The organism is Sphaerisporangium sp. NPDC005288 (genome assembly GCF_040607475.1).
Classification (GTDB): Bacteria; Actinomycetota; Actinomycetes; order Streptosporangiales; family Streptosporangiaceae; genus Sphaerisporangium; species Sphaerisporangium rhizosphaerae.
This window is the reverse complement of the sequence record NZ_JBEXGT010000009.1, coordinates 98,692-118,883: the sequence shown is the minus strand read 5'-3', so window position 1 is coordinate 118,883 and position 20,192 is coordinate 98,692. Positions and strand designations below refer to the sequence as shown.

17 protein-coding genes are annotated in these 20,192 nt (G+C 71.8%); 8 read left to right on the top strand and 9 right to left on the bottom strand.

Going from position 1 to position 20,192, the window contains the following annotated elements:
- Nucleotides 1-184: 184 nt before the first annotated feature.
- Nucleotides 185-1,327 carry a galactokinase gene (galK, locus tag ABZU32_RS11460; RefSeq protein ID WP_354920431.1) on the bottom strand — a complete coding sequence of 381 codons (1,143 nt, stop codon included), beginning with the start codon at nt 1,325-1,327 and terminating at the stop codon, nt 185-187.
- 83 nt (nt 1,328-1,410) lie between these two features.
- Between galK and ABZU32_RS11455 the strand changes: the two genes are divergently transcribed.
- The 3 genes from ABZU32_RS11455 (at nt 1,411) to mshB (ending at nt 4,466) form a co-directional block, all read left to right on the top strand.
- Nucleotides 1,411-2,328, top strand: a complete 918-nt coding sequence (locus ABZU32_RS11455; protein WP_354920428.1) for a pyridoxal-phosphate dependent enzyme — start codon at nt 1,411-1,413, stop codon at nt 2,326-2,328.
- Between the two features lie 142 nt (nt 2,329-2,470).
- Nucleotides 2,471-3,499: a LacI family DNA-binding transcriptional regulator gene (locus tag ABZU32_RS11450; protein WP_354834234.1), complete on the top strand. Its 1,029-nt coding sequence runs from the start codon at nt 2,471-2,473 to the stop codon at nt 3,497-3,499.
- Nucleotides 3,500-3,614: 115 nt separating this feature from the next.
- Nucleotides 3,615-4,466 (top strand): N-acetyl-1-D-myo-inositol-2-amino-2-deoxy-alpha-D-glucopyranoside deacetylase, encoded by an 852-nt coding sequence (mshB, locus tag ABZU32_RS11445; RefSeq protein WP_354920425.1) that lies wholly within the window; start codon nt 3,615-3,617, stop codon nt 4,464-4,466.
- Between the two features lie 355 nt (nt 4,467-4,821).
- Here mshB and ABZU32_RS11440 read toward each other — a convergent pair whose 3' ends face one another.
- Complete coding sequence (locus ABZU32_RS11440) at nt 4,822-5,409, bottom strand: WHG domain-containing protein (protein ID WP_354834228.1); 588 nt, start codon at nt 5,407-5,409, stop codon at nt 4,822-4,824.
- A gap of 70 nt (nt 5,410-5,479) precedes the next feature.
- Between ABZU32_RS11440 and ABZU32_RS11435 the strand changes: the two genes are divergently transcribed.
- Nucleotides 5,480-6,637, top strand: coding sequence for a serine hydrolase domain-containing protein (locus tag ABZU32_RS11435; RefSeq protein ID WP_354920422.1), 1,158 nt, complete (start codon nt 5,480-5,482; stop codon nt 6,635-6,637).
- 44 nt (nt 6,638-6,681) lie between these two features.
- On the opposite strand, the gene ABZU32_RS11430 is transcribed toward ABZU32_RS11435, so the two are convergent.
- From ABZU32_RS11430 to ABZU32_RS11410, 5 genes are all read right to left on the bottom strand, one after another.
- Nucleotides 6,682-8,244 carry a glycoside hydrolase family 13 protein gene (locus ABZU32_RS11430; protein WP_354920419.1) on the bottom strand — a complete coding sequence of 521 codons (1,563 nt, stop codon included), beginning with the start codon at nt 8,242-8,244 and terminating at the stop codon, nt 6,682-6,684.
- A gap of 140 nt (nt 8,245-8,384) precedes the next feature.
- Entirely contained in the window at nt 8,385-9,395 is a 1,011-nt protein-coding gene (locus ABZU32_RS11425) for a carbohydrate ABC transporter permease (protein ID WP_354920416.1), read from the bottom strand.
- Nucleotides 9,396-9,407: 12 nt separating this feature from the next.
- A complete protein-coding gene (locus ABZU32_RS11420) occupies nt 9,408-10,325 on the bottom strand; it encodes a sugar ABC transporter permease (protein WP_354834216.1) in 918 nt (305 codons plus the stop codon).
- 70 nt (nt 10,326-10,395) lie between these two features.
- Nucleotides 10,396-11,769, bottom strand: coding sequence for an extracellular solute-binding protein (locus ABZU32_RS11415; protein WP_354920413.1), 1,374 nt, complete (start codon nt 11,767-11,769; stop codon nt 10,396-10,398).
- Nucleotides 11,770-12,003: 234 nt separating this feature from the next.
- Nucleotides 12,004-12,984 carry a LacI family DNA-binding transcriptional regulator gene (locus ABZU32_RS11410; RefSeq protein ID WP_354920610.1) on the bottom strand — a complete coding sequence of 327 codons (981 nt, stop codon included), beginning with the start codon at nt 12,982-12,984 and terminating at the stop codon, nt 12,004-12,006.
- Nucleotides 12,985-13,454: 470 nt separating this feature from the next.
- Here ABZU32_RS11410 and ABZU32_RS11405 point away from each other — a divergent pair, with 470 nt between their 5' ends.
- A complete protein-coding gene (locus tag ABZU32_RS11405) occupies nt 13,455-16,370 on the top strand; it encodes a discoidin domain-containing protein (protein WP_354920410.1) in 2,916 nt (971 codons plus the stop codon).
- Between the two features lie 422 nt (nt 16,371-16,792).
- On the opposite strand, the gene ABZU32_RS11400 is transcribed toward ABZU32_RS11405, so the two are convergent.
- On the bottom strand, nt 16,793-17,080 hold the full coding sequence (locus tag ABZU32_RS11400; RefSeq protein ID WP_354834204.1) for a Fe-S cluster assembly protein HesB: 288 nt from the start codon (nt 17,078-17,080) through the stop codon (nt 16,793-16,795).
- 260 nt (nt 17,081-17,340) lie between these two features.
- Between ABZU32_RS11400 and ABZU32_RS11395 the strand changes: the two genes are divergently transcribed.
- The gene (locus ABZU32_RS11395) at nt 17,341-18,288 is read left to right on the top strand and encodes an endonuclease/exonuclease/phosphatase family protein (protein ID WP_354920407.1); all 948 of its coding nucleotides are present in this window, start codon (nt 17,341-17,343) and stop codon (nt 18,286-18,288) included.
- 49 nt (nt 18,289-18,337) lie between these two features.
- Nucleotides 18,338-19,165: a M55 family metallopeptidase gene (locus tag ABZU32_RS11390; RefSeq protein WP_354920404.1), complete on the top strand. Its 828-nt coding sequence runs from the start codon at nt 18,338-18,340 to the stop codon at nt 19,163-19,165.
- Between the two features lie 80 nt (nt 19,166-19,245).
- Here ABZU32_RS11390 and ABZU32_RS11385 read toward each other — a convergent pair whose 3' ends face one another.
- Complete coding sequence (locus tag ABZU32_RS11385) at nt 19,246-19,497, bottom strand: aldo/keto reductase (RefSeq protein ID WP_354920401.1); 252 nt, start codon at nt 19,495-19,497, stop codon at nt 19,246-19,248.
- A 96-nt stretch (nt 19,498-19,593) separates the two neighbouring features.
- Between ABZU32_RS11385 and ABZU32_RS11380 the strand changes: the two genes are divergently transcribed.
- Entirely contained in the window at nt 19,594-20,181 is a 588-nt protein-coding gene (locus tag ABZU32_RS11380; RefSeq protein ID WP_354920398.1) for a TetR/AcrR family transcriptional regulator, read from the top strand.
- Nucleotides 20,182-20,192 lie beyond the last annotated feature (11 nt).

Below are 20,192 nucleotides of genomic sequence, written 5' to 3'. Positions count from 1 at the left end.
GACTCCCGCGACCTGATTGGCCCCGCCACCCGCTGACGGCGCCCGCCGGCCTCGTTTCGCACCGGAGGCGTCCGCCGGCCTCACTTCCCGCTGGGGACGTCCCCTGGCCCCCTCTCGCACTGGGGTCCCTGGTCCCCTCTTGCACTGGGGGCGTCCGCCGGCCTCCGCTCGCTGAGGGCGATCGCTAAGCGAGGCGGTGCGCCCCCGGGGCGAGGCTGGCCGGGAAGAACCGCGGAGCGGCCCAGCCCCGCTCCTCGTAGGCCCTGGTGACCTCCTCGCGCACCTGATCGGCACGGTCGTCGGCGACCAGGGCGATCGCCGACCCGCCGAACCCGCCGCCGGTCATGCGCGCGCCGCGCGCGCCGCCGCGCACGGCCGCCTCGACCGCCACGTCCAGCTCGGGGCAGGACACCTCGTACTGGTCGCGCAGCGACAGGTGCGAGGCGTTGAGCAGGGCGCCGATCTCGCGCACGGCGCCGGCCCGCAGCAACCCGACCAGCGCCTCCACCCGATGGTCCTCGGTGACGACGTGCTGTACGCGCTTGCGCTCGTCGCCCGAAAGGCGCGACAGGGCGGCGGCCAGGTCGGTCACGTCGCGCAGTGCCTTGACCCCGAGACGGGCGGCGGCGCTCTCGCAGTCGCGGCGGCGGCGGGCGTACTGGCCGTCGGCCAGCTCGTGGTGCACGCCGGTGTCGATGATGAGGATCTGCAGCCCCTCGGAGGCCAGATCGAGCGGGACGGCCCGCGTCGCCAGGCTGCGGCAGTCCATGAACAGGACGTGGCCTTCCTGGCTCAGGGCGGAGGCGGCCTGGTCCATGATGCCGCAGGGCATGCCGACGAAGTCGTTCTCGGCCTTCTGCGACAGCAGCGCGAGGTCGAGCCGGGACAGGCCGAGCCCGTGCAGGTCGTCCAAGGCCATGGCCACCGAGACCTCCAGCGCGGCGCTGGAGGACAGCCCGGCCCCCCGCGGCACGTCGCCGTCGATCACCACGTCGGCGCCGCGCACATCGTGCCCGGCCTGCCGCAGCGCCCAGAAGACGCCGACGACGTACCGCGCCCACCCCTCGGCCTGCTCGAAGTCGGTGATCACCAGCGGCTCGGGCACCCGGGCCTCGTCGCCGCCTGAAGCCTGAAGGGACAGCAGCCGGATGGTGTCGTCATCGCGGAGGGCGACGGCGGCGGTGACGCCCCAGGGCACCGCGAACGGCAGCACGAACCCGTCGTTGTAGTCGGTGTGCTCGCCGATCAGGTTGACCCGCCCCGGGGCGTGCCAGACACGCTCGGGCTCGCGGCCGTAGGCCGTGCGGAAGGCATCGACAGCACGCATGACGCGCATCTCCTCAGGTTTCGAAGGGCCGTCGGTAGCCTACCGACCCCCTCTCACCGCTCGTCGCGTGCCAAGCTGGGCCTGTGGACGACGACGCCGGGCGGGGTGACGGGGCGCCGCGGACGCCGAGCCCGATCGCGGAGCTCCGCGACGACCGGCTCGGCGGCGTGCGCCTGTTCCTCAAGCGGGACGACCTGCTCGACCCCGAGCTTCCCGGCAACAAATGGCGCAAGCTCAAGTACAACCTGGCCGAGGCCGCCCGCCTGCGGCACGGCACGCTGCTGACCTTCGGCGGGGCCTACTCCAACCACATCCGGGCCACCGCCGCGGCCGGCCGCCGGTTCGGGTTCGCGACCATCGGGGTGATCCGCGGCGAGGAGCACCTGCCGCTCAACCCGGCACTGGCCGGCGCCGCCGCCCGCGGGATGCGGCTGACCTACCTCGACCGCACCGCCTACCGCGCCAAGCACACCCCTGAGACCATCGCCCGGCTGCGGGCCGAGTGGGGCGAGTTCTACCTGCTCCCCGAGGGCGGCAGCAACGCCCTCGCCGCCCGGGGTTGCGCCGAGCTGCCCGCCGAGATCGACGCCCAGCTCGCCGCCGCCGGGGGGTTCGACGCGGTGTGCTGCGCGTGCGGCACGGGCGGGACGCTGGCCGGCATCGCCGGTGGGCTCCCGCCGGGGCGCCGGGCCGTCGGCTTCCCGGTGCTGAAGGGCGGGGAGTACCTGGCCGGGGAGGTGGAGCGGCTGCAGCGCGAGGCGTTCGGCGCGCCCACGTCGAACTGGAGCCTCGAATGCGGCTTCCACTTCGGCGGGTACGCCAGGCGCACCCCCGAGCTCGACGCGTTCGCCGGGGACTTCCACGAGCGGCACGGCCTGCGGCTCGACCGCGTCTACATCGCCAAGATGATGTACGGGATCTTCGCCCTGGCGGCCCGGGGAGCCTTCGCCCCGGGCGCCCGCGTCGTCGCCGTGGTCACCGGCGGAGCAGGCCTTGCGTGATCTTCCGCTGACAGGGCGCTCCGACCGAACTTGCAAGCCGCTGTAAGAGAGTGCAAGTTGCTGACGTTCCAATTGGGACGCATGTCGTTGAGCGACCAGGCGAACGCAAGCGACTTGCAGGATTTCGACCTATGATTGCGCCGTGACACGGCGACTTGCGGAAGTGGCGAAGAAGGTCGGCGTCAGCGAGGCCACGGTCAGCCGGGTCCTCAACGGCAAGCCGGGGGTGGCCGAGGCGACCCGCGCGGCGGTGCTGACCGCGCTCGACGTGCTCGGGTACGAACGGCCGACGCAGTTGCGCGGTGAGCGGGCCCGCTTGGTGGGGCTGGTGCTGCCCGAGCTGGGCAACCCGATCTTTCCCGCGCTGGCCGAGGTGGTCGGCGGCGCGCTCGCCCAGCAGGGCTTCACGCCCGTGTTGTGCACCCGGACGGCGGGCGGGCTGTCGGAGGCCGACTACGTCGAGATGCTGCTGGAGCAGCAGGTCTCCGGCGTGGTGTTCGCGGGCGGCCACTACGCCGAGGCCGACGCGCCCCACGAGCACTACCACCGGCTGCTGGAGCTGCGGCTGCCCGTCGTGCTGGTCAACGCGGCCACCGACAGCCTCGACTTCCCGCGCGTCTCCACCGACGACGCCGTCGCCGTCGAGCAGGCCTACGGCCACCTGGCCTCGCTCGGGCACGAGCGCATCGGCCTGGTGCTCGGTCCCGAGGACCACATTCCCTCCCGGCGCAAGCTGGAGGCGTTCACCGCCTCGGCGCGCAAGGCCGGGTTCGAGGCCGGCCTCGACACGGTGGAGCACACCCTGTTCTCCCCCGAGGGCGGCCAGGCGGTGGTCACCCGGCTGCTCAAGCGAGGGGTCACCGGCCTGATCTGCGCCAGCGACCCGCTGGCCCTGGGCGCCATCCGGGCCGTCCGGCGGGTCGGCATGTCCGTGCCCGAGGACGTCTCGGTCGTCGGCTTCGACGACTCGGCGTTCATGAACTGCACCAATCCGCCGCTGACGACGGTCCGCCAGCCGATCGAGGCCATGGGCAGGACCGCCGTCACCCTGCTGGTCAGCCAGATCGAAGGCGCGACGGTCACCGCCGAGGAGCTGCTGTACGAGCCGGAGCTGGTCGTGCGGGGCTCCACGGGGCCGGTCAAGGTTCGTTCCGGCGCCTTCGTGGAGTAAGGTCCCGGATTCGGGCCCCTCGTGCCGTTCCGCGGACGGGGAGGCGCCACCCCGGAGCACGCGGGAACCCTCGGCGGACCCGGCTGGGAGCCACGGAAGGAAAGGCAGGTCGGTCATGTCGCCCGATCGTCGGATTCTGTTCGTCCACGCCCATCCCGACGACGAGTCGATCGGCACCGGCGCCACGATGGCCAAGTACGCGGCCGAGGGCGCCCACGTCTGCCTGGTCACCTGCACGCTCGGCGAGGAGGGCGAGGTGATCCCGGCCGAGCTGCGCCACCTCGCCGCCGACCGCGACGACCGTCTCGGCGAGCACCGGGTGGGCGAGCTCGCCCGGGCCTGCGCGGCGCTGGGAGTGCGCGACCACCGCTTCCTCGGCGGCGCGGGCCGCTGGCGCGACTCGGGCATGATGGGCGCGCCCACCAACGACGACCCGGCCTGCTTCTGGCAGGCCGACGTGGACCTGGCCGCGGCCGAGCTGGTCGGCATCGTCCGCGAGGTGCGGCCGCAGGTGATCGTGACCTACGACGCCGACGGCTTCTACGGCCACCCCGACCACATCCAGGCCCACCGGGTGGCGTGGCGGGCCTTCGAGAAGGCCGCCGACCCCTGCTTCGGCGAGGGCGAGCCGTGGACCCCCTCGCGGTTCTACGCCACGGCGACGCCGCTGTCGGTGCTGGAGCAGGCGGTGGACGCCGGGCCGTTCGAACGGCTGAAGGCGGTGGAGGACTTCGGGTTCGGCGTGCCCGACGAGCAGGTGACCACGCGGGTGGACGCGGTCGCCCACCTCCCGGCCAAGACCGCGGCGCTGCGCGCCCACCGCACGCAGATCAGCGTGGACGGCGGCTACTTCGCGCTGTCCAACGGCGTCGGGCAGCCGGTGTCGGCCGTGGAGCACTACACCCGCCTCGCCGGCGAGCCGGGCCCCACCGGAGACGACGGCCACGAGACCGGCCTGTTCGCCTGACCCCCTGACCGGGGGCGTTGACCGGTTTTCCCGCCGCACCACGGCGCCGGATTCGCCGTCCCCCTTCCCGCCGACTCGGCGCCGGACAAAGGTCCAGTGGGGCGGGAAGAGCCATCGCACCCGGCGAAGCCGGGCCGTCAGCCCGAAGGGCCGGTTGTTGGGGAGGCGGGAGACCGGCGCGTCAGAATTCGGTGTGGGGTGCGGCGCGCCGGTTGTTGGGGAGGCAAGTGGCCGGCGCGTCAGAATGCGGTGTGGGGTGCGGCGCGCCGGTTGTTGGGGAGGCAAGTGGCCGGCGCGTCAGCATTCGGTGTGGGTGCGCGGCGGGCCTTTCTTGGGGAGGCGGGTGGCCGGTGGGTCAGGGTTCGGTGTGGGGGTGGGTGGCGGGCCAGTTCTGGAGGAGGAAGTGCAGGGCGGTGATGGCCCGGTCCCAGGAGGCGTTGACGTCGCGCACGTGGGTGAACCCGCCGTTGGCCTCCAGGGTGATGTACCCGTGGAAGGTGCTGCGCAGCAGGCGGCCCGCGTCGGTCAGGTCCGGCTCTGACAGCCGGTACGCGCGCAGGATGGCGTAGGTCAGCTCCACGTTGCGGGCGAAGGCCGCCGAACCGGCCAGGACGGCGGGGTCGATGGAGACCTGTGTCGCGGCGTAGCGTCCGGGATGGGCCAGAGCGTACTGACGGTAGGCGTTGGCGAAGGCGGCCAGGGCGTCCTGCCCGGCCCGCCCCGCGACCGCCGCGGCGATGCGGTCGACCATCTCGCCCGCGGCCAGCAGCGCGACCCGCTCCCGCAGGTCCTTGAGGTTCTTGACGTGCGAATACAGGCTCGCGTCCTTGACGCCGAAGCTCCGCGCGAGCGCGGAGACCGACATGTTGTCGAAGCCGACGGCGTCCGCCAGGTCGGCCGCCGCCCGCGTCACGCGCTCTGCCGTCAGTCCGGCACGCGCCATCCGCCACCTCACTCTCCTAGACCCTCTAGGTGGTTGCCTAATCTACCAAGGGAATGTAGCGTTCCCCGCCATGACAACCATGAAGCATGGCGGAGCGGCCGACGAACGGTTCGGAGCGGTCGCCGACGCCTTCTTCCGCAACTTCGCCGGCCACGGCGAACTCGGCGCGGCGGTCACCGTCTTCGCCGGAGGGCGCAAGGTCGTCGAGCTGTGGGGCGGCGTCGCCGACCAGCGCGACGGCCGGCCCTGGGAACGGGAGACGATCGTCCCGGTGTTCTCCTGCACCAAGGGCGTCGTCGCACTCTGCGCCCATCTGCTGGCGCAGGAGGGGCGGCTGGACCTCGACGCCCCGGTGAGCCGGCACTGGCCGGAGTTCGCCCGCGGCGGCAAGGAGTCCATCACGCCTCGCATGGTGCTCGGGCACCGCGCCGGGCTGCCCGTCCTCGATCGCGTGCTGAGCTTCGAGGAGATCCTCGCCTGGACGCCGGTGGTCCACGCCATCGAGGAGCAGCGGCCGCTGTGGGAGCCGGGCACCGCGCACGAGTACCACGGCCACGTCTTCGGGTTCCTGATCGGCGAGCTGATCCGGCGGATCACCGGGCTCACCCCCGGCGCGTACTTCCGCAAGGCCGTCGGCGACGAACTCGGCCTGCGGGCGTGGATCGGCCTGCCCCGGGAGGAACTGCCCACGATCGCCCGGCTCGTCGAGGCCGAGGGCAGGCCGGCGATGCCCGGCCAGGAGTCGCTGCCGGTGCGCATCGTGACGATGAACGGGGCGATCCCCTTCCCCGGCCTCGAGCAGCCGCACGGGTGGAACGATCCCGCGCTGCTGGCCGCCGAGATCCCCGGGGCCGGGGCCGTCGCGTCGGCGAGCGGCCTGGCCGGCGTGTACGCCGCCGCCGCGACCGGCCTGGACGGCTCGCCCCGGCTGCTCACGCGCGACACCCTCACCGGCGCCCTGCGCGAGCAGGCGGCCGGAGCCTCCTGGTCGGGGTTCCCCGACGTCGGAGCCCGGTGGGGGTCGGGATTCCTGCTCGACGCGCCGCGGTTTCGCCCCATGCTGGGGCCGCGCAGCTTCGGCAACGACGGCGCGGGCGGCCAGTTCTCCTTCGGGGACGACGAGTACGGGGTCGGGTTCGCCTACGTCGCCAACCGGATGATCGGCCACGGCGACGCGCGGGCGCGCGGGCTCGTCTCCGCGCTGCGCGACTGCCTGGCCGGCGGCTGAGCCCGGGGCCCGCCGCCGGCCAGGACCTACCCGCCGGCCAGGGCCTACCCGGCGGTCTCGGCCAGCCGCAGCCAGACGGCGGTGTCGGAGGGCAGCACCTCGCCGTCCAGCGGGCCGCTGGCCAGCAGGACGCTCTCGTGCGCGGGCAGCGGCACCGGCCCGGCGTTCAGGTTGACGACGCAGGCCAGCCCGGACTCCCGGGCGAAGGCCAGCACGCCCTCCGGCGCCTCCAGCCAGCGCAGCGCGCCGTCGCCGAGTTCGGCCCGCCGGATGTGCAGGGCCGTGCGGTACAGGCACAGCATGGAGTCGGGGTCGGTGTTCTGCGCCTCGGCCGTCAGGTCCTTCCACGTGGCCGGCTGCGGCAGCCACGGCTCGCCGGTGCTGTAGCCGAACGGGGGCGTGGCGCCCGACCACGGCAACGGCACCCGGCAGCCGTCCCGGCCGGGGACGGTGTTCTTGGAGCGGGTCCACATCGGGTCCTGGCGGAGCTCGGCGGGGATGTCCTCCACCTCCGGCAGGCCCAGCTCCTCGCCCTGGTAGACGTACACGCCGCCGGGCAGCGCCATGGCGAGCAGCGCCGCGGCCCTGGCCCTGCGCTCGCCGAGCGCCAGGTCCGAGGCCATGCCGTCCCTGCGGTCGGCGTGGCTGAAGGAGGTGATCGCCCTGCCGTACTTGGTCACCGGCCGGGGCACGTCGTGGTTGGACAGCACCCAGGTCGGCGGGGCGCCGATCGTCGCGTGCGTGGCCAGCGTCAGGTCGATCGACGCGCGCAGCTCCGCCGCCTCCCACGAGCGGGCCATGAAGTCGAAGTTGAAGGCGGTGTGCATCTCGTCGGGACGCAGGTAGAGGGCGAACCGCTCCTGGTCGGGCAGCCACACCTCGCCGATCAGGATGCGCTCGCCGTACTCGTCGGCGATCCTGCGCCAGCCCCGGTACACCTCGTGCACGGCGTCGTGGTCGGTGTAGGACTCCTCGACGCTGTCGAAGTCCTTGAACAGCACGGCGGCCGAGTCGATGCGGATGCCGTCCACCCCGCGGTCGAACCAGAACCGCAGGATGTCGTGGAACTCCTCCACCACCTCGGGGTTGGTCCAGTTGAAGTCGGGCTGCTCGGGGGCGAACAGATGGAGGTACCACTGCCCGTCCGGCACCCGGGTCCACGCGGGACCGCCGAAGATCGACCGCCAGTCGTTCGGGGGCAGATCGCCCCGGCCCTCGGCGAACCAGAAGCGCGCCCGCTCGGGGGACCCCGGCCCGGCGGCGAGCGCCTGACGGAACCACTCCTGCTGGTCGGAGCCGTGGTTGGGCACGATGTCGATGATCGTCCTGATGCCCAGCGCGTGCGCCTCCTGGATGAACTTCTCCGCCTCCGGCAGGGTGCCGAACGAGGGGTCGATGTCGCGGTAGTCCGCCACGTCGTAGCCGCCGTCGGCCATGGGGGAGGGGTACCAGGGGTTGAGCCAGATCGCGTCGACACCGAGCTCCGCGAGGTAGGGAAGGCGGGACCGCAGGCCGGCCAGGTCCCCGACGCCGTCGCCGTTGCCGTCGGCGAAGCTTCGCAGGTAGACCTGGTAGATCGCGGCTCCCCGCCACCACGTTTCGGACATGCTGGAGTCTCTCCTTACAGATTCGGTGTGCGGCCGGCGCGGTCCGCGGTGACGGAGGGCGCCGGTCGCGGCGGGTACGGCCCGGGCGGTGGGTGCTCTGGGCGCGGCAGGGGGCGCGGCCGGGTGGGGCGCGCGCCGGGTCATCCCTTGAGGCTTCCGGCGGTGAGTCCGGCCATGATGCTGCGCTGGAAGACGAAGAAGATCACGATGGCCGGGATGCTGGCGATGACCAGGGCCGCCATGAGCACGTTCTGCGGCATCTGCGCCGACAGCGAGGAGATGCCCACGCTGATCGACATCTTGTCGCTGTCGGGCAGCACGAGCAGCGGCCAGACGAAGTCCTTCCAGACGCTGACCACCGACAGGATCGACACCACGCCGATGATCGGCCGCGACACCGGCAGCACGATCGACCACAGGATGCGGGCCGGGCCCGCGCCGTCGATCTCGGCGGCCTCGAGCAGCTCCCGCGGGATGGAGTCGAAGAAGCGTTTGAGCAGGAAGATGAAGAAGCCGTTGGCGGCCGCGGGCAGCCAGATCGCCCACGGGGTGTTCAGCAGGTTGAGGCCGAGGATCGGCAGGTCCTTCACCGTCAGGTAGGCCGGCAGCAGGATCACCATCGGCGGGATCATCAGCGTGGCGAGCATCCCGGCCAGCACGAGTTTGCCGAGCACGGGCCGCAGCTTGGACAGGGCGTAGGCGGCGGTGACGTCGATCGCCAGGGTGAACAGCCAGGCCCCCGCCGCGTAGATCACCGTGTTGCGCAGGAACGTCCCGAGGTCGAGCTGGTCCCACGCTTCGGCGTACACGCCGAAGTCCAGGGAGTGCGGGAAGAACGACGGCGGGATCTGGGCGAGCTCGTCGGGCGACTTCAGCGCCCCGGTGACCATCCAGTACAACGGGAACACGAAGATCGCGGTGAAGGCGACGACCACCGTGACCAGCACGATCCAGTAGATGATCTTCCCGTGGGTCGTGCTGAGGGTCTGGGGGGACACCAGGCCCCGGAACTGGCGGGCGGCCTCCTTCTTCTTCCTGCGCCCGCGCGACGGCGGGGACGCCGTGACGGCGCCGCCGCCGCCCGGCGCGGGTGGCGGGACGGGGCGCGGCGGGCGCACCTCGCCGCCCGAACGCACTGTGCTGCTCGGCATCGTCGCCACCTCCTAGATCTGGTTGTCCCGCGAGACGCGCAGGTAGATGGCCGAGAACACCATCAGCACGATCATGAGCATGAGTCCCAGCGCGCCGCCGCCGCCGAAGTTGCCGAAGCTGAAGGCGTACTGGTACATCAGGTAGGCGATCGTGACCGTCGCGTTCTCCGGGCCGCCGCCGGTCAGCAGGTACGGCTCGATGAACACCTGCATGGTGGCGACGATCTGCAGCAGCAGCATCACCAGCAGGATCAGCTTGGTCTGCGGGATGGTGACGTGCCACACCCGCTTGAACAGGCCCGCGCCGTCCAGCTCGGCCGCCTCGTACAGCTCGCCCGGGATGCTCTGCAGCGCCGCCAGGTAGATCAGCGTGCCGGTGCCGAGGTTCATCCACGTCGAGACGAGCACCAGCGAGAGCAGCGCGGTGCTGGTGGAGTCCAGCCAGCTCAGCCCGGGCAGGTGCGCCAGGGCCAGGATCTGGTTGAACAGGCCGGGGCCCGGGTCGTAGAACCACTTGAACAGCAGCACCGCGACGGCCGGCGGGAGCATCACCGGCAGGTAGACCACGAACCTGAGGTAGGCCTTGGCGTGCCGCAGCTCGTTCAGGACGATCGCCGCCACGAACGGCACGGCGTACCCGACGACCAGCGCGAGCCCGGTGAAGGCGGCCGTGTTGAGCCAGGCCGGCACGAACGCCGAGTCCTCGGTCACGGTGCGGAAGTTGTCCAGGCCGACCCAGTCGGGCGGCCCGACGAAGTTCGTCTTCTGGAAGCTGAGCAGGATCTCCCGCACCATCGGGTACCAGGAGAAGAACGCGAAGCAGATCAGCGCCCCGCAGAGGAACCCGTACGCCGTCAGGTTGCGGCGGACGCCTCGCCGCACCGCCCCCGGGGGGCGGCGCCGTGATCCTGCCACGGCCGTCGTGGTCATCTGTACTCCCGATCGCGATAGTGCGTGGGCGGGGCGCCGGCCGGTGGGCCGGCGCCCCGGCGGGCCAAGGTCAGCTCGACTTGGCCAGGATGTTGTTGACCTTCTTCTCCGCGTCGGACAGAAGCTGGTCGACGTTGGCGTCCTGCCTGGTCAGCACCGCCGACATCGCCGTGTCCAGCACCGCGTAGATCTCCTGGGCCTTCGGCGGCTCCAGCTTGAACTGGACCGCGGAGTTGGCGTCGATGTAGGGCTGGAAGTGCTCGACGGGGATCGTCGCGAACTGCTTGCGCAGCTCCAGGATCTTCTTGCCGGGCTCGGTGTCGCCGAACAGGTCGATGTCGGGGAGTCCGACCGGAAGCCCGTCGGCCTTGGCGCGCTCGAAGTTGAACTGGCCCTGGCCGGGGGTCAGGAACTTGTACTCCAGCCACTGGAGACCGGCCTTGATCTGGTCGGGGGTGGCCTTGGGGTTGAACATGTAGCCGTCGCCGCCGCTGAGGGAGGTGGTGGCCTCCGGCATGCCCGCCACGCCGTAGTCGTCGAACTTGCCCTTGAAGGTGTTGTTGACCTCCTTGACCACGTCCGGGGCGCCGATCATCATGCCCAGCTTGCCGCTGCCCATCATGCGCATGAGGTCCTCCCAGCGCAGCAGCTGCTTGGTGCCCATGCTGTCGTCGGTCCAGCGCATCTGCTTGAGGTTCTCCAGCACCGCCTTTCCCTGCGGGCTGTTGAAGGCGGCCTTCTTGCCGTCGGGGGTGACGACGTCGCCGCCGCGGCCGTAGATGGAGGAGGTGAAGTGCCAGCCGCCGGTGTTGCCCGCGCTGTACTCGCCGTACCCGACGTAGCCGGGCCCGAGCGCCGCGATCTTCTTGGCCGCGGCCTGCACGTCGGTCCAGGTCTTGGGCGGCTGGTCGGGGTCCAGCCCGGCCTGGGTGAACAGCTTGCGGTTGTAGACCAGGCCCGTCGAGTAGTTGACCCTCGGGAGGCCGAAGATCTTCTCGCCGCTCTTGAAGACGCTGATGACGTCGGGGCGGATGTTCTTCAGCGCGGGGACGCTGTCGAGGTAGGGCGTGATGTCCGCGGCCTGACCGGCGGCGATGATCTTCTGGACGTCGGTGTAGTAGACGTAGAAGAGGTCCTCCATCTCCCCGCCGGCCAGCTTGGCCTGGAAGGTCTCGGGGACGATGCACGGGAAGGCGTCCTTGCCCTCCACCGTGATGTTCGGGTGCAGCTTCTGGAACGCCGCGACGTCCGCGTCCCACTGGGCCGCTTCCTTCGGGTTGTTCTTCGGGGGCTTGCAGCCGACCGTGATCGTCACGGGGGCGTTGGCGGCCGCTGAGCCCTGCGACGACTTCGCGTCAGGGGTTGTGCCGGCGTCGCTGCCGCATCCGGCGGCGGCGAGCGCGATCCCTGCGCTCAGCAGGATCGCGAGGTTGCGGGGTTTCATGGATGTTCCCTCCTGGACTGCCCCCGACTACGAGGCCCAAGTTCTGGTACAGCTTCGTGAACCGGTTGGGAGCAACATATAGAGGCGGACATATCCCAGCAAGAGTCATACGAGCCCGATGCAAAAAAGTGACAGTGCCGTCTGCGGCAACGCTCTTGTCACCTTGACGTCACACGCGTTCGGTGCGTGGACGTGGACGTGGACGCCGAGGACGGGCGCGCCGGGTCGGCGGGGTCAGTTGCGCGTCTTGGCGGGGCCGGTGGAGCCGCGCACGACCAGCTCGGGCTCGAACAGCAGCTCCTCGGCGGTCACCGAGCCGCCGTCGATCTGGTTGACCAGCAGCGTGACCGCCGTCCTGCCGATGGCCTCGATGGGCTGGCGCACGGTGGTCAGCGGCGGGTTGGTGCAGTTCATGAAGGCCGAGTCGTCGTAGCCGACCACCGAGACGTCCTCGGGCACGGACATGCCGAGCCGGCGCACCGCGCGCAGCACGCCGAGCGCGAGCACGTCGCTGGCGCAGATGATGCCGGTGATGCCGTTCTTGACCAGCCGGGTCGCCACGGCCTGGCCGCCCTCCAGGGAGAACAGGCTGTGCTCTATGGTGTCGCGGCCCGCCTCCAGCCCGGCCCGGCGCGCCTCGGCCTGGAACGCGGCGAGCTTTCTGCGCGAGGGGACGTGGTCGCGCGGCCCGAGGACCATGCCGATGCGCGTGTGCCCGAGCGAGGTCAGGTGGCCGAAAGCCTGCTCCACCGCGACCACGTCGTCGGTCGCCAGGCACGGGAAGCTCAGCTCGCCGATCGCCGCGTTGACCAGTACGGCCGGCAGGCGGCGGTCGAGCAGGCGCAGGTAGTGCTCGTGGGGCGCGTCGGCCTCCATGTAGTGCCCGCCGGCGAAGACCATGCCCGAGACCTGCTGCTCCAGCAGCATCTCGACGTAGTCGGCCTCCGACAGCCCGCCCGCCGTCCGGGTGCACAGCACGGGCGTGAAGCCGCGCTGGGCGAGCGCGCCGCCGACCACCTCGGCCAGCGCGGGAAAGATCGGGTTGCCCAGCTCGGGCAGCACCAGCCCCACCAAGCGGGCCCGCTCACCGCGCAACTGCGTCGGCCGCTCGTACCCGAGCACGTCGAGCGCGGTCAGCACCGCGGCCCGGGTGGTGTCGGAGACGCCGGGCTTGCCGTTGAGCACGCGGCTCACCGTCGCCTCGCTCACCCCCACCTTGCGGGCGACCTCGGCGAGGCGGCGCGTCGTCGCGCGGGAGCCCGCGCCGTCGGCCGAGCGCGACCCCGCGCCGTCGGACCGCCGCGCCGCCGCGGCGCCGCCCGGCCGAGCGGCGGCGCCGTCGAGCGGGACGGGCTTTCCCCCGTCGGTGGGGCGGGCGGCGAGGCCGCCCTTCGGACGGGATGCCGCATTGTCGCTTGTCACGGTCGCAAATATACGGCAGTCGTCTGCAAACGGTTTGCGGCGGGTGGGGGAAGAGCGTCCCGGAGGGTCCCGGGTGTCCTTCCTGGGGCCGACTCTCCCGGTGAATGCCGTGACACAGTCGTAACATTGCAGGCTTTAGTCAGAACATTGCGGTTATCTGTCTGTCATCTTATGGTGTGGGCAGTTCCGCCGGGCAAGCGACGGTCCGCGCGTCCCTGACCGCGAAACGTCCCGGCTCTTCGCTTCCGCAGAAGGGTCCGCCGATGAAGAAAACGGGCAGGCTGCGCGCCTGGACGATCGCCACCACTGTGGCACTGGCGGCGGGGACGTTGTCGGTCCCGCTGTTGTCACCCGGTGCCGTGGCCGCCACGGCGGTGGACACCCCCTGGGACTTCGCCGGGCGCGGCGCCACCGTTCCTTTCACCGAGTTCGAGGCCGAGGACTCCGCGCACGCCGCCACCAACGGCCAGGTGATCGGGCCCGACCGGGTCTACACCCACCTGCCGTCCGAGGCGTCGGGCCGCCGCGCCGTGACCCTCGACGCCTCCGGCGAGTACGTGGAGTTCACCCTCACCAAGCCCGCCAACGCGATGGTGGTGCGCTACAGCGTCCCGGACAACGCGGCCGGGACCGGGCAGGACACCACGGCCGACGTGCGGGTCAACGGCGCCCATCTGAAGGACCTGCCGCTCACCTCCCGGTACGGCTGGTACTACGGCGGCTACCCCTTCGGCAACAACCCCGGCGCGGGCAACCCGCACCACTTCTACGACGAGGCCCGCACCAGGTTCGGCTCGACGCTGGCCGCCGGGACCAAGGTGCGCGTCCAGCACACCGGCGGCATCCCGATCACCGTGGACCTGGCCGACTTCGAGGCCGTCCCGGCGGCCATCGGCCGCCCGTCGGGGTCGCTGTCGGTGGACGACTTCGGCGCCGCGCGCAACTCGGCGACCGACTCCACCGCCGCCTTCCAGGCCGCCGTGGACGCGGGCAAGGCCCAGGGCAAGGTGGTCTACATTCCCGAGGGGACCTACACCCTGTGGGACCACGTGGTCGTCGACGGCGTCACCCTGGCCGGGGCCGGGCCCTGGTACAGCGTGCTGACCGGCAGGCATCCCACCCAGCGCAACCGCGCGGTGGGCGTCTACGGCAAGTACGTCGCCGGAGGGGGGTACACCGGCCCGGTGCGCGCGCACGAGGCCGGCGGGCCCAGCCGCGACGTCACGCTGCGGGACTTCGCCATCATCGGCGAGATCACCGAACGCGTCGACGACGACCAGGTCAACGCCCTCGGAGGCGCCATGACCAACTCGGTCGTGGACAACGTGTGGATGCAGCACACCAAGGTCGGCGCCTGGATGGACGGCCCGATGGACGGCTTCACCATCAGGAACAGCCGCATCCTCGACCAGACCGCCGACGGGGTGAACTTCCACACCGGGGTCACGAACTCGACGGTGACCAACACCTTCGTCCGCAACACCGGCGACGACGGGCTCGCGATGTGGCCGGACCGGGTGGCCAACGTGAACGACAGCTTCACCCACAACACCGTGGTCGCGCCGGTGCTCGCCAACAACATCGTCACCTACGGCGGGCGGGACATCAAGATCACAGACAACGTGGTGACCGACACCGTGACCAACGGCGGCGGCATCCACGTCGCCAACCGCTACCCGGGGGTCAACTCCGGGTCGGGCACGGCGGTGGCGGGCACGCACACCGTGGCGCGCAACACCCTGCTGCGGGCGGGCAACTCCGACTACAACTGGAACTTCGGCGTCGGCGCCATCTGGTTCGACGCGCTCAACGAACCGGTCAACGCGACGATCAACGTCACCGACACCGACATCCTCGACAGCTCGTACGCGGCGATCCACTTCATCGAGGGCAGCACGCAGACCGTCAACTTCTCGGGCGTCCGGGTGGACGGCACGGGCACCTACATGATCCAGGCGCAGGCGGCGGCCAGGACGACGTTCACCAACGTCAGCGCCGCGCACATCGGGGCCGGGGTCAGCGTCCACAACTGCGTCGGCAGCGGCTTCTCCATCACCCAGGGCGGCGGCAACACCGGGTGGAGCCCCACCTCGACGTTCTGCGGCGGCTGGCCGGCCCCGAACTACATCTACCCGGGCGGCGGTGGCAACACCACGCCCAGCCCGACCCCGACCGGCCCCACCCCGACGCCCACTCCCACCCCGACCCCGACCCCGACGCCCACTCCCACCCCGACCCCGACCCCGACGCCCACCCCGACGCCGACGCCCACCCCGTGCGCGCCCGGCACCGGCGACCTGGCGCGGGGCAAGGCGGTCACCGCCACCGGGCAGGTGCAGAACTACGCCCCCGCCAACACCGTCGACGGCAACGCCGACACCTACTGGGAGAGCCCGGGCAACGCCTGGCCGCAGTCCATCACCGTCGACCTGTGCGCTGTCGCCTCGGTCAACCGCGTGACGCTCAAGCTGCCCCCGGCGGCGGCCTGGGCCGCCCGCACACAGACGGTCGCGGTGCAGGGCTCGACGGACGGCGGCGCCTTCACCACCCTGTCGGCGGCGGCGGGCCGCGCGTTCGACCCGGCGTCGGGCAACACGGCGACGGTGTCCTTCACCCCGGCGAACCTCCGGTACCTCCGGCTGACCTTCACCGGCAACACCGGCTGGCCGGCGGCCCAGCTGTCCTCCTTCGAGGTGTACGGCGGGCCCGCCGCCACGCCGACCCCGACTCCGACGCCCACTCCCACCCCGACCCCGCCAGCGGGCAACCTCGCCCGGGGGAAGGCCACCAGCGAGAGCGGGCACGCGGACGTGTACGGCTCGGCCAACGTGGTGGACGGCAACACCGGCACCTACTGGGAGAGCGTGAACAACGCCTGGCCGCAGTCGGTGACCGTCGACCTCGGCGCCGCCTACAGCGTCGGCAGGGTCGTGCTGAAGCTGCCCCCGTCGGCGTCCTGGGCGACCCGCAGCCAGACCGTGGCGGTGCTCGGCTCCACCGACGGGTCCACGTACGGCACCCTCGCCGGCCCGGCCGCCTACACCTTCAACCCGGCCACCGGCAACACCGTGACGATCACCTTCCCGGCCGCCGGCCGGCGCCACCTGCGGCTGACCTTCACCGGGAACACCGGCTGGCCGGCCGGGCAACTGTCGGAGTTCGAGGTCTACTCCTCCTAGGAGCCGAACCCGGTACGGGGGGCGCCCCCGAGCGACGCCCCCCGCGCCGGCCCGAGACCGGGGGCCTCGGTGGCAGGGGGACGCACCTGCCACCGAGGCCCCCACCATCCGGCGACGGCTCCCGATGATCAGCCGGAGGTCTTCTCTCGGCGCCCGGCCCGTCAGAGGGCCGGGACGATCGCCGGCCGCCCGGCGGGCCCGGTGACCGTGCTCCGCCCGGACGGGGACGCGACTCCTATCGAAAGTTACGGAGCATCACCGAAAGGGACAAGCCCATGGTTCGGGGAGCGGACTGGAGCCGATACGACACAATTCGACCGTTCATGCGAACGCACAGGTCGGAAAGGGTGGCAGGTCCGGACCCCGCACGTGACCGTCCGGCCCGCACTTGAAAGTTTCGGGTCGGCCAGCGCGCCGAACGATCAGGCGGGCTGGTCCTCGACGTGGAAGGAGATGCCGCCCTGGTCGTCGATGTTGGCGTCCAGCGCCTTGTCGTCGAGCACGGTGGCGGCCACCGGGTCGAGGTAGACCTTCGCCCCTTCGCTCTCGACGACCTTGTCGGAGCTCTCGGGCCCGTCGGCGACCGACAGCATCAGCGAGCCGGCGTCCTCGCCCTGCGAGGAGATGCGGATACCCTTGTCGGTCGCCTCGCCCGACTGGGTGTTGAGGTCACGGATCACCTTGGCGGCGGTCTCTGTCAGCGTGAGCATTAGGCCTCCTCGAGAGGGCCGAGTTGGGTTACCCGCCCCATGCCCGATTTGCGTGATATGAACCGTATGGCCGGATTCCTTGGGTCGAATCCTTGTCACGCGAACCGATGGCCAAGCGGTGCGACAGCGGTCATAGTGGAGCGGCGGGCGGCGGTCGCCGGAGCCCGCGATCACTGGGGGAGGGGTCCGGTTCCCGCCTGCGCCACGGGGGTGAGCGCGCCACGGGAACGCTCCCGTCCGCGTTCACAACGGGAGCGGTCATGGTCGTCGTCGGCACGTGGAACCTGGAGAACCTCTACCGGCCAGGCGGGGAGTTCGGCCCCCGCGACGAGGCCGCGTACAAGGCGAAGATCGCGGCGCTGGCCGCCACCCTCGGCGGCATCGCCCCCGACGTGCTCGGCGTCCAGGAGGTCGGCGACCCCGCGGCGCTGGCCGACCTGGCGGAGGCGCTCGGCGGCGAGTGGCACACCGTCCTGTCCCAGCACCCGGACGTCCGCGGCATCCGCGTCGGCGTGCTCAGCCGCCTCCCGCTCACCGTCGTGGAGGACGTCGCCGCCTTCACCTCGCCGCTGGCCGCCGTGCAGAGCGCCGACACCGGGCCCGCGACCGCCCAGACCAGCCGCGGCATGCTCGCCGTGCGGGTCGAGCCCGGCCCGGGGACGACGCTCGCCGTCGCGGTCTGCCACCTGAAGTCCAAGCTGCTGAGCTTCCCCGGCGGCCGGTTCGCGGCCCGCGACGAGGGCGAGCGCGCCCGGTACGGCGCCTACGCCCTGTACCGGCGGGCCGCCGAGGCCACCACCCTGCGCGGCCTGGCCGACCGGCTCGTCGGCGGCCACGGGCAGGACCGGCCGGTGGTCGTCCTGGGCGACTTCAACGACGAGCCGCAGGCGGCCACCACGCAGATCGTCCTCGGCCCGCCCGGGTCCGAGCTCGGCACGGCCGGGGCGCTGCGCCCGGACAAGGGCGACGCCTGGCGGCTGTGGAACCTCGCGACGCTGATCCCCGAGGCCGAGCGCTTCTCCCGCGTCCACAACGGCCGCGGAGAGCTCATCGACCACATCCTGGCCAGCCGGGCCCTCATCGAACGGGTCGCCGAGATCCGCTCCGTGGTCGGCCACGGCCTGCCCTCGGTCACCGAGGACCCCACCCCGCGCCGCGACGCCGCCGACTCCGACCACGCCCCCATCGTCGCCCACTTCGACCTCTGATCGGCGGGCCGCGGCGGTGGCCACGGTGTCGCTGTAGGCTCCGTGGTTCATGAAGGTGCTGATCTCCGTCGACATGGAGGGCATCTCGGGGGTCGTGCATCCCGCCGAGACCAACCCCGACCGCTACGACTACGAGCGCGGCAGGGCCCTGATGACCTCCGAGGCGAACGCCGTGATCGCCGGAGTCCTGGACGCCGAACCGGACGCCGTGGTGTGGGTCGCCGACGCCCACGGGCCGTTCCGCAACATCCTTCCTGAGAAACTCGACCGGCGGGCCCGCCTGGTCCGCGGCAAGCCGCGTCCGCAGGGCATGCTCGGCGCGCTCGACGACCACACCGACGCCGCCCTGTTCATCGGCTACCACGCCCGCGCCGGTGGTGGCCCGGCCGTGCTGGCGCACACCATGAGCGGCGACATCCTCGACGTGCGCGTGAACGGGCGCTCCATGGGGGAGATCGGGCTCAACGCCGCCATGGCCGGGCATCTCGGCGTGCCCGTCGTGATGCTCAGCGGCGACGACACCGCCTGCGCCGAGCTCGGCGAGCTGGTCCCCTCGGCCGTCACCGTCGCGGTCAAACAGGCTCTCGGTCAGGCCGCCGCCATCGCCCTGCACCCCGGGGAGGCCCGGGAGCGGCTGCGCCGGGCCGCCGCCGAGGCGATCACCGGGCGTGCGCGGGTCGCGCCCCTGAGCATCGCCGGACCGATCGACGTCGAGGTCGACCTCTACAGCCCGATCACGGTCGACCTGGCGACGCTCGTGCCGGGCGTCTCCCGCGCAGAGGGCGGCCGTACGGTGACCTTCACCGCCGCGGACTTCGCCGGCGCCTACCGGCTGGTCCTGCTGCTCGTGCAGCTCGCCACCATCAAGCCCGCCTAGACCGCCCGCCCGCGCAGACCGTAGGCCGGTCGCGGTGGCGGTGGCATCGTCGGACACGTGGACCAAGTGGGTCGGCTTGGTCATGTTCCTGATGCTCCTTGGGCCAGTGCGGTGATGGCGGTCACGTCGTCGGCGGACAGTTCGATCCGGGCCGCGGCCAGATTCTGGTCGAGGTGGGCCGGGGTGGTCGTGCCGGGGATCGGCAGGGTGACCGGCGAACGGTGCAGGTGCCAGGCCAGCGCGATCTGCTTCGGGGTGGCGTCGTGCCGGCGGGCGATCGACTCCAGCACCGCGCGCACGTGCTCCGGGTCGTCTCCCTGGTCGAACTGCATCGGGTGCCAGGGCGAGAAGACCGCGCCGCTAAGGTTACTGATAGGTCAACTATCAAATTACCGGAAGCTGATTATCACTTCAAGAGGAGCCTCAACGTGGACCTGGCGGAGCTGCTCGAGCGGCGCCGGCCACGGCGCGCGGACGCACGCCGCAACTTCGACGCGCTGCTGGCCGCCGCCTCGGCGGCGTACACACAGGACGGTCCGGACGTCCCGATGGAGGAGATCGCCCGGCGGGCCGGCGTCGGCGTCGCGACGCTCTACCGGAACTTCCCCACCCGGGTCGACCTCATGGAGTGCGTCTACCTCAGGCTGGTCGACGAGCTGGTGCGCTTCGGCGAGTCGATCGACGAACCCGACCCCTGGGCCGCGCTGGTCGTCTGGCTGCGCCGGTTCGTCGAAGACCTGGCCACCAAGCAGGTGCTCGGCACCGTCCTCCCGCTGGAGTCGGTGGTGTACCTGTCGAGCAGGAAGGCGCTCTACGCCTTCGCCGAGCCGCTGTTCCAGCGCGCCCAGCGCGCGGGCAGCGTGCGCGCGGACGTCGACGCGGACGACGTGCTGCGCGTCGTCTTCGCCGTCACCGCGGGGGTGTACCGCGACGACGCCCAACGCGGTCGCGCCGTCGAGATGATCCTCGACGGCGTCCGCTCCGCCGCGGCCGGTGGGGTGGGGAGGCGGCGGTAGCATCGGTGCCC

What these genes read in the sequence shown, in the direction of transcription:
- ABZU32_RS11395 (WP_354920407.1), top strand. Translation starts at nt 17,341, where the DNA reads ATGGTCGTCGTCGGCACGTGGAACCTGGAGAACCTCTACCGGCCAGGC.
- ABZU32_RS11420 (WP_354834216.1), bottom strand. Translation starts at nt 10,325, where the DNA reads ATGACCACGACGGCCGTGGCAGGATCACGGCGCCGCCCCCCGGGGGCG.
- ABZU32_RS11415 (WP_354920413.1), bottom strand. Translation starts at nt 11,769, where the DNA reads ATGAAACCCCGCAACCTCGCGATCCTGCTGAGCGCAGGGATCGCGCTC.
- ABZU32_RS11430 (WP_354920419.1), bottom strand. Translation starts at nt 8,244, where the DNA reads ATGTCCGAAACGTGGTGGCGGGGAGCCGCGATCTACCAGGTCTACCTG.
- ABZU32_RS11425 (WP_354920416.1), bottom strand. Translation starts at nt 9,395, where the DNA reads ATGCCGAGCAGCACAGTGCGTTCGGGCGGCGAGGTGCGCCCGCCGCGC.
- ABZU32_RS11385 (WP_354920401.1), bottom strand. Translation starts at nt 19,497, where the DNA reads ATGCAGTTCGACCAGGGAGACGACCCGGAGCACGTGCGCGCGGTGCTG.
- ABZU32_RS11435 (WP_354920422.1), top strand. Translation starts at nt 5,480, where the DNA reads ATGACAACCATGAAGCATGGCGGAGCGGCCGACGAACGGTTCGGAGCG.
- ABZU32_RS11390 (WP_354920404.1), top strand. Translation starts at nt 18,338, where the DNA reads ATGAAGGTGCTGATCTCCGTCGACATGGAGGGCATCTCGGGGGTCGTG.
- ABZU32_RS11400 (WP_354834204.1), bottom strand. Translation starts at nt 17,080, where the DNA reads ATGCTCACGCTGACAGAGACCGCCGCCAAGGTGATCCGTGACCTCAAC.
- ABZU32_RS11405 (WP_354920410.1), top strand. Translation starts at nt 13,455, where the DNA reads ATGAAGAAAACGGGCAGGCTGCGCGCCTGGACGATCGCCACCACTGTG.
- ABZU32_RS11440 (WP_354834228.1), bottom strand. Translation starts at nt 5,409, where the DNA reads ATGGCGCGTGCCGGACTGACGGCAGAGCGCGTGACGCGGGCGGCGGCC.
- galK (WP_354920431.1), bottom strand. Translation starts at nt 1,327, where the DNA reads ATGCGTGCTGTCGATGCCTTCCGCACGGCCTACGGCCGCGAGCCCGAG.
- mshB (WP_354920425.1), top strand. Translation starts at nt 3,615, where the DNA reads ATGTCGCCCGATCGTCGGATTCTGTTCGTCCACGCCCATCCCGACGAC.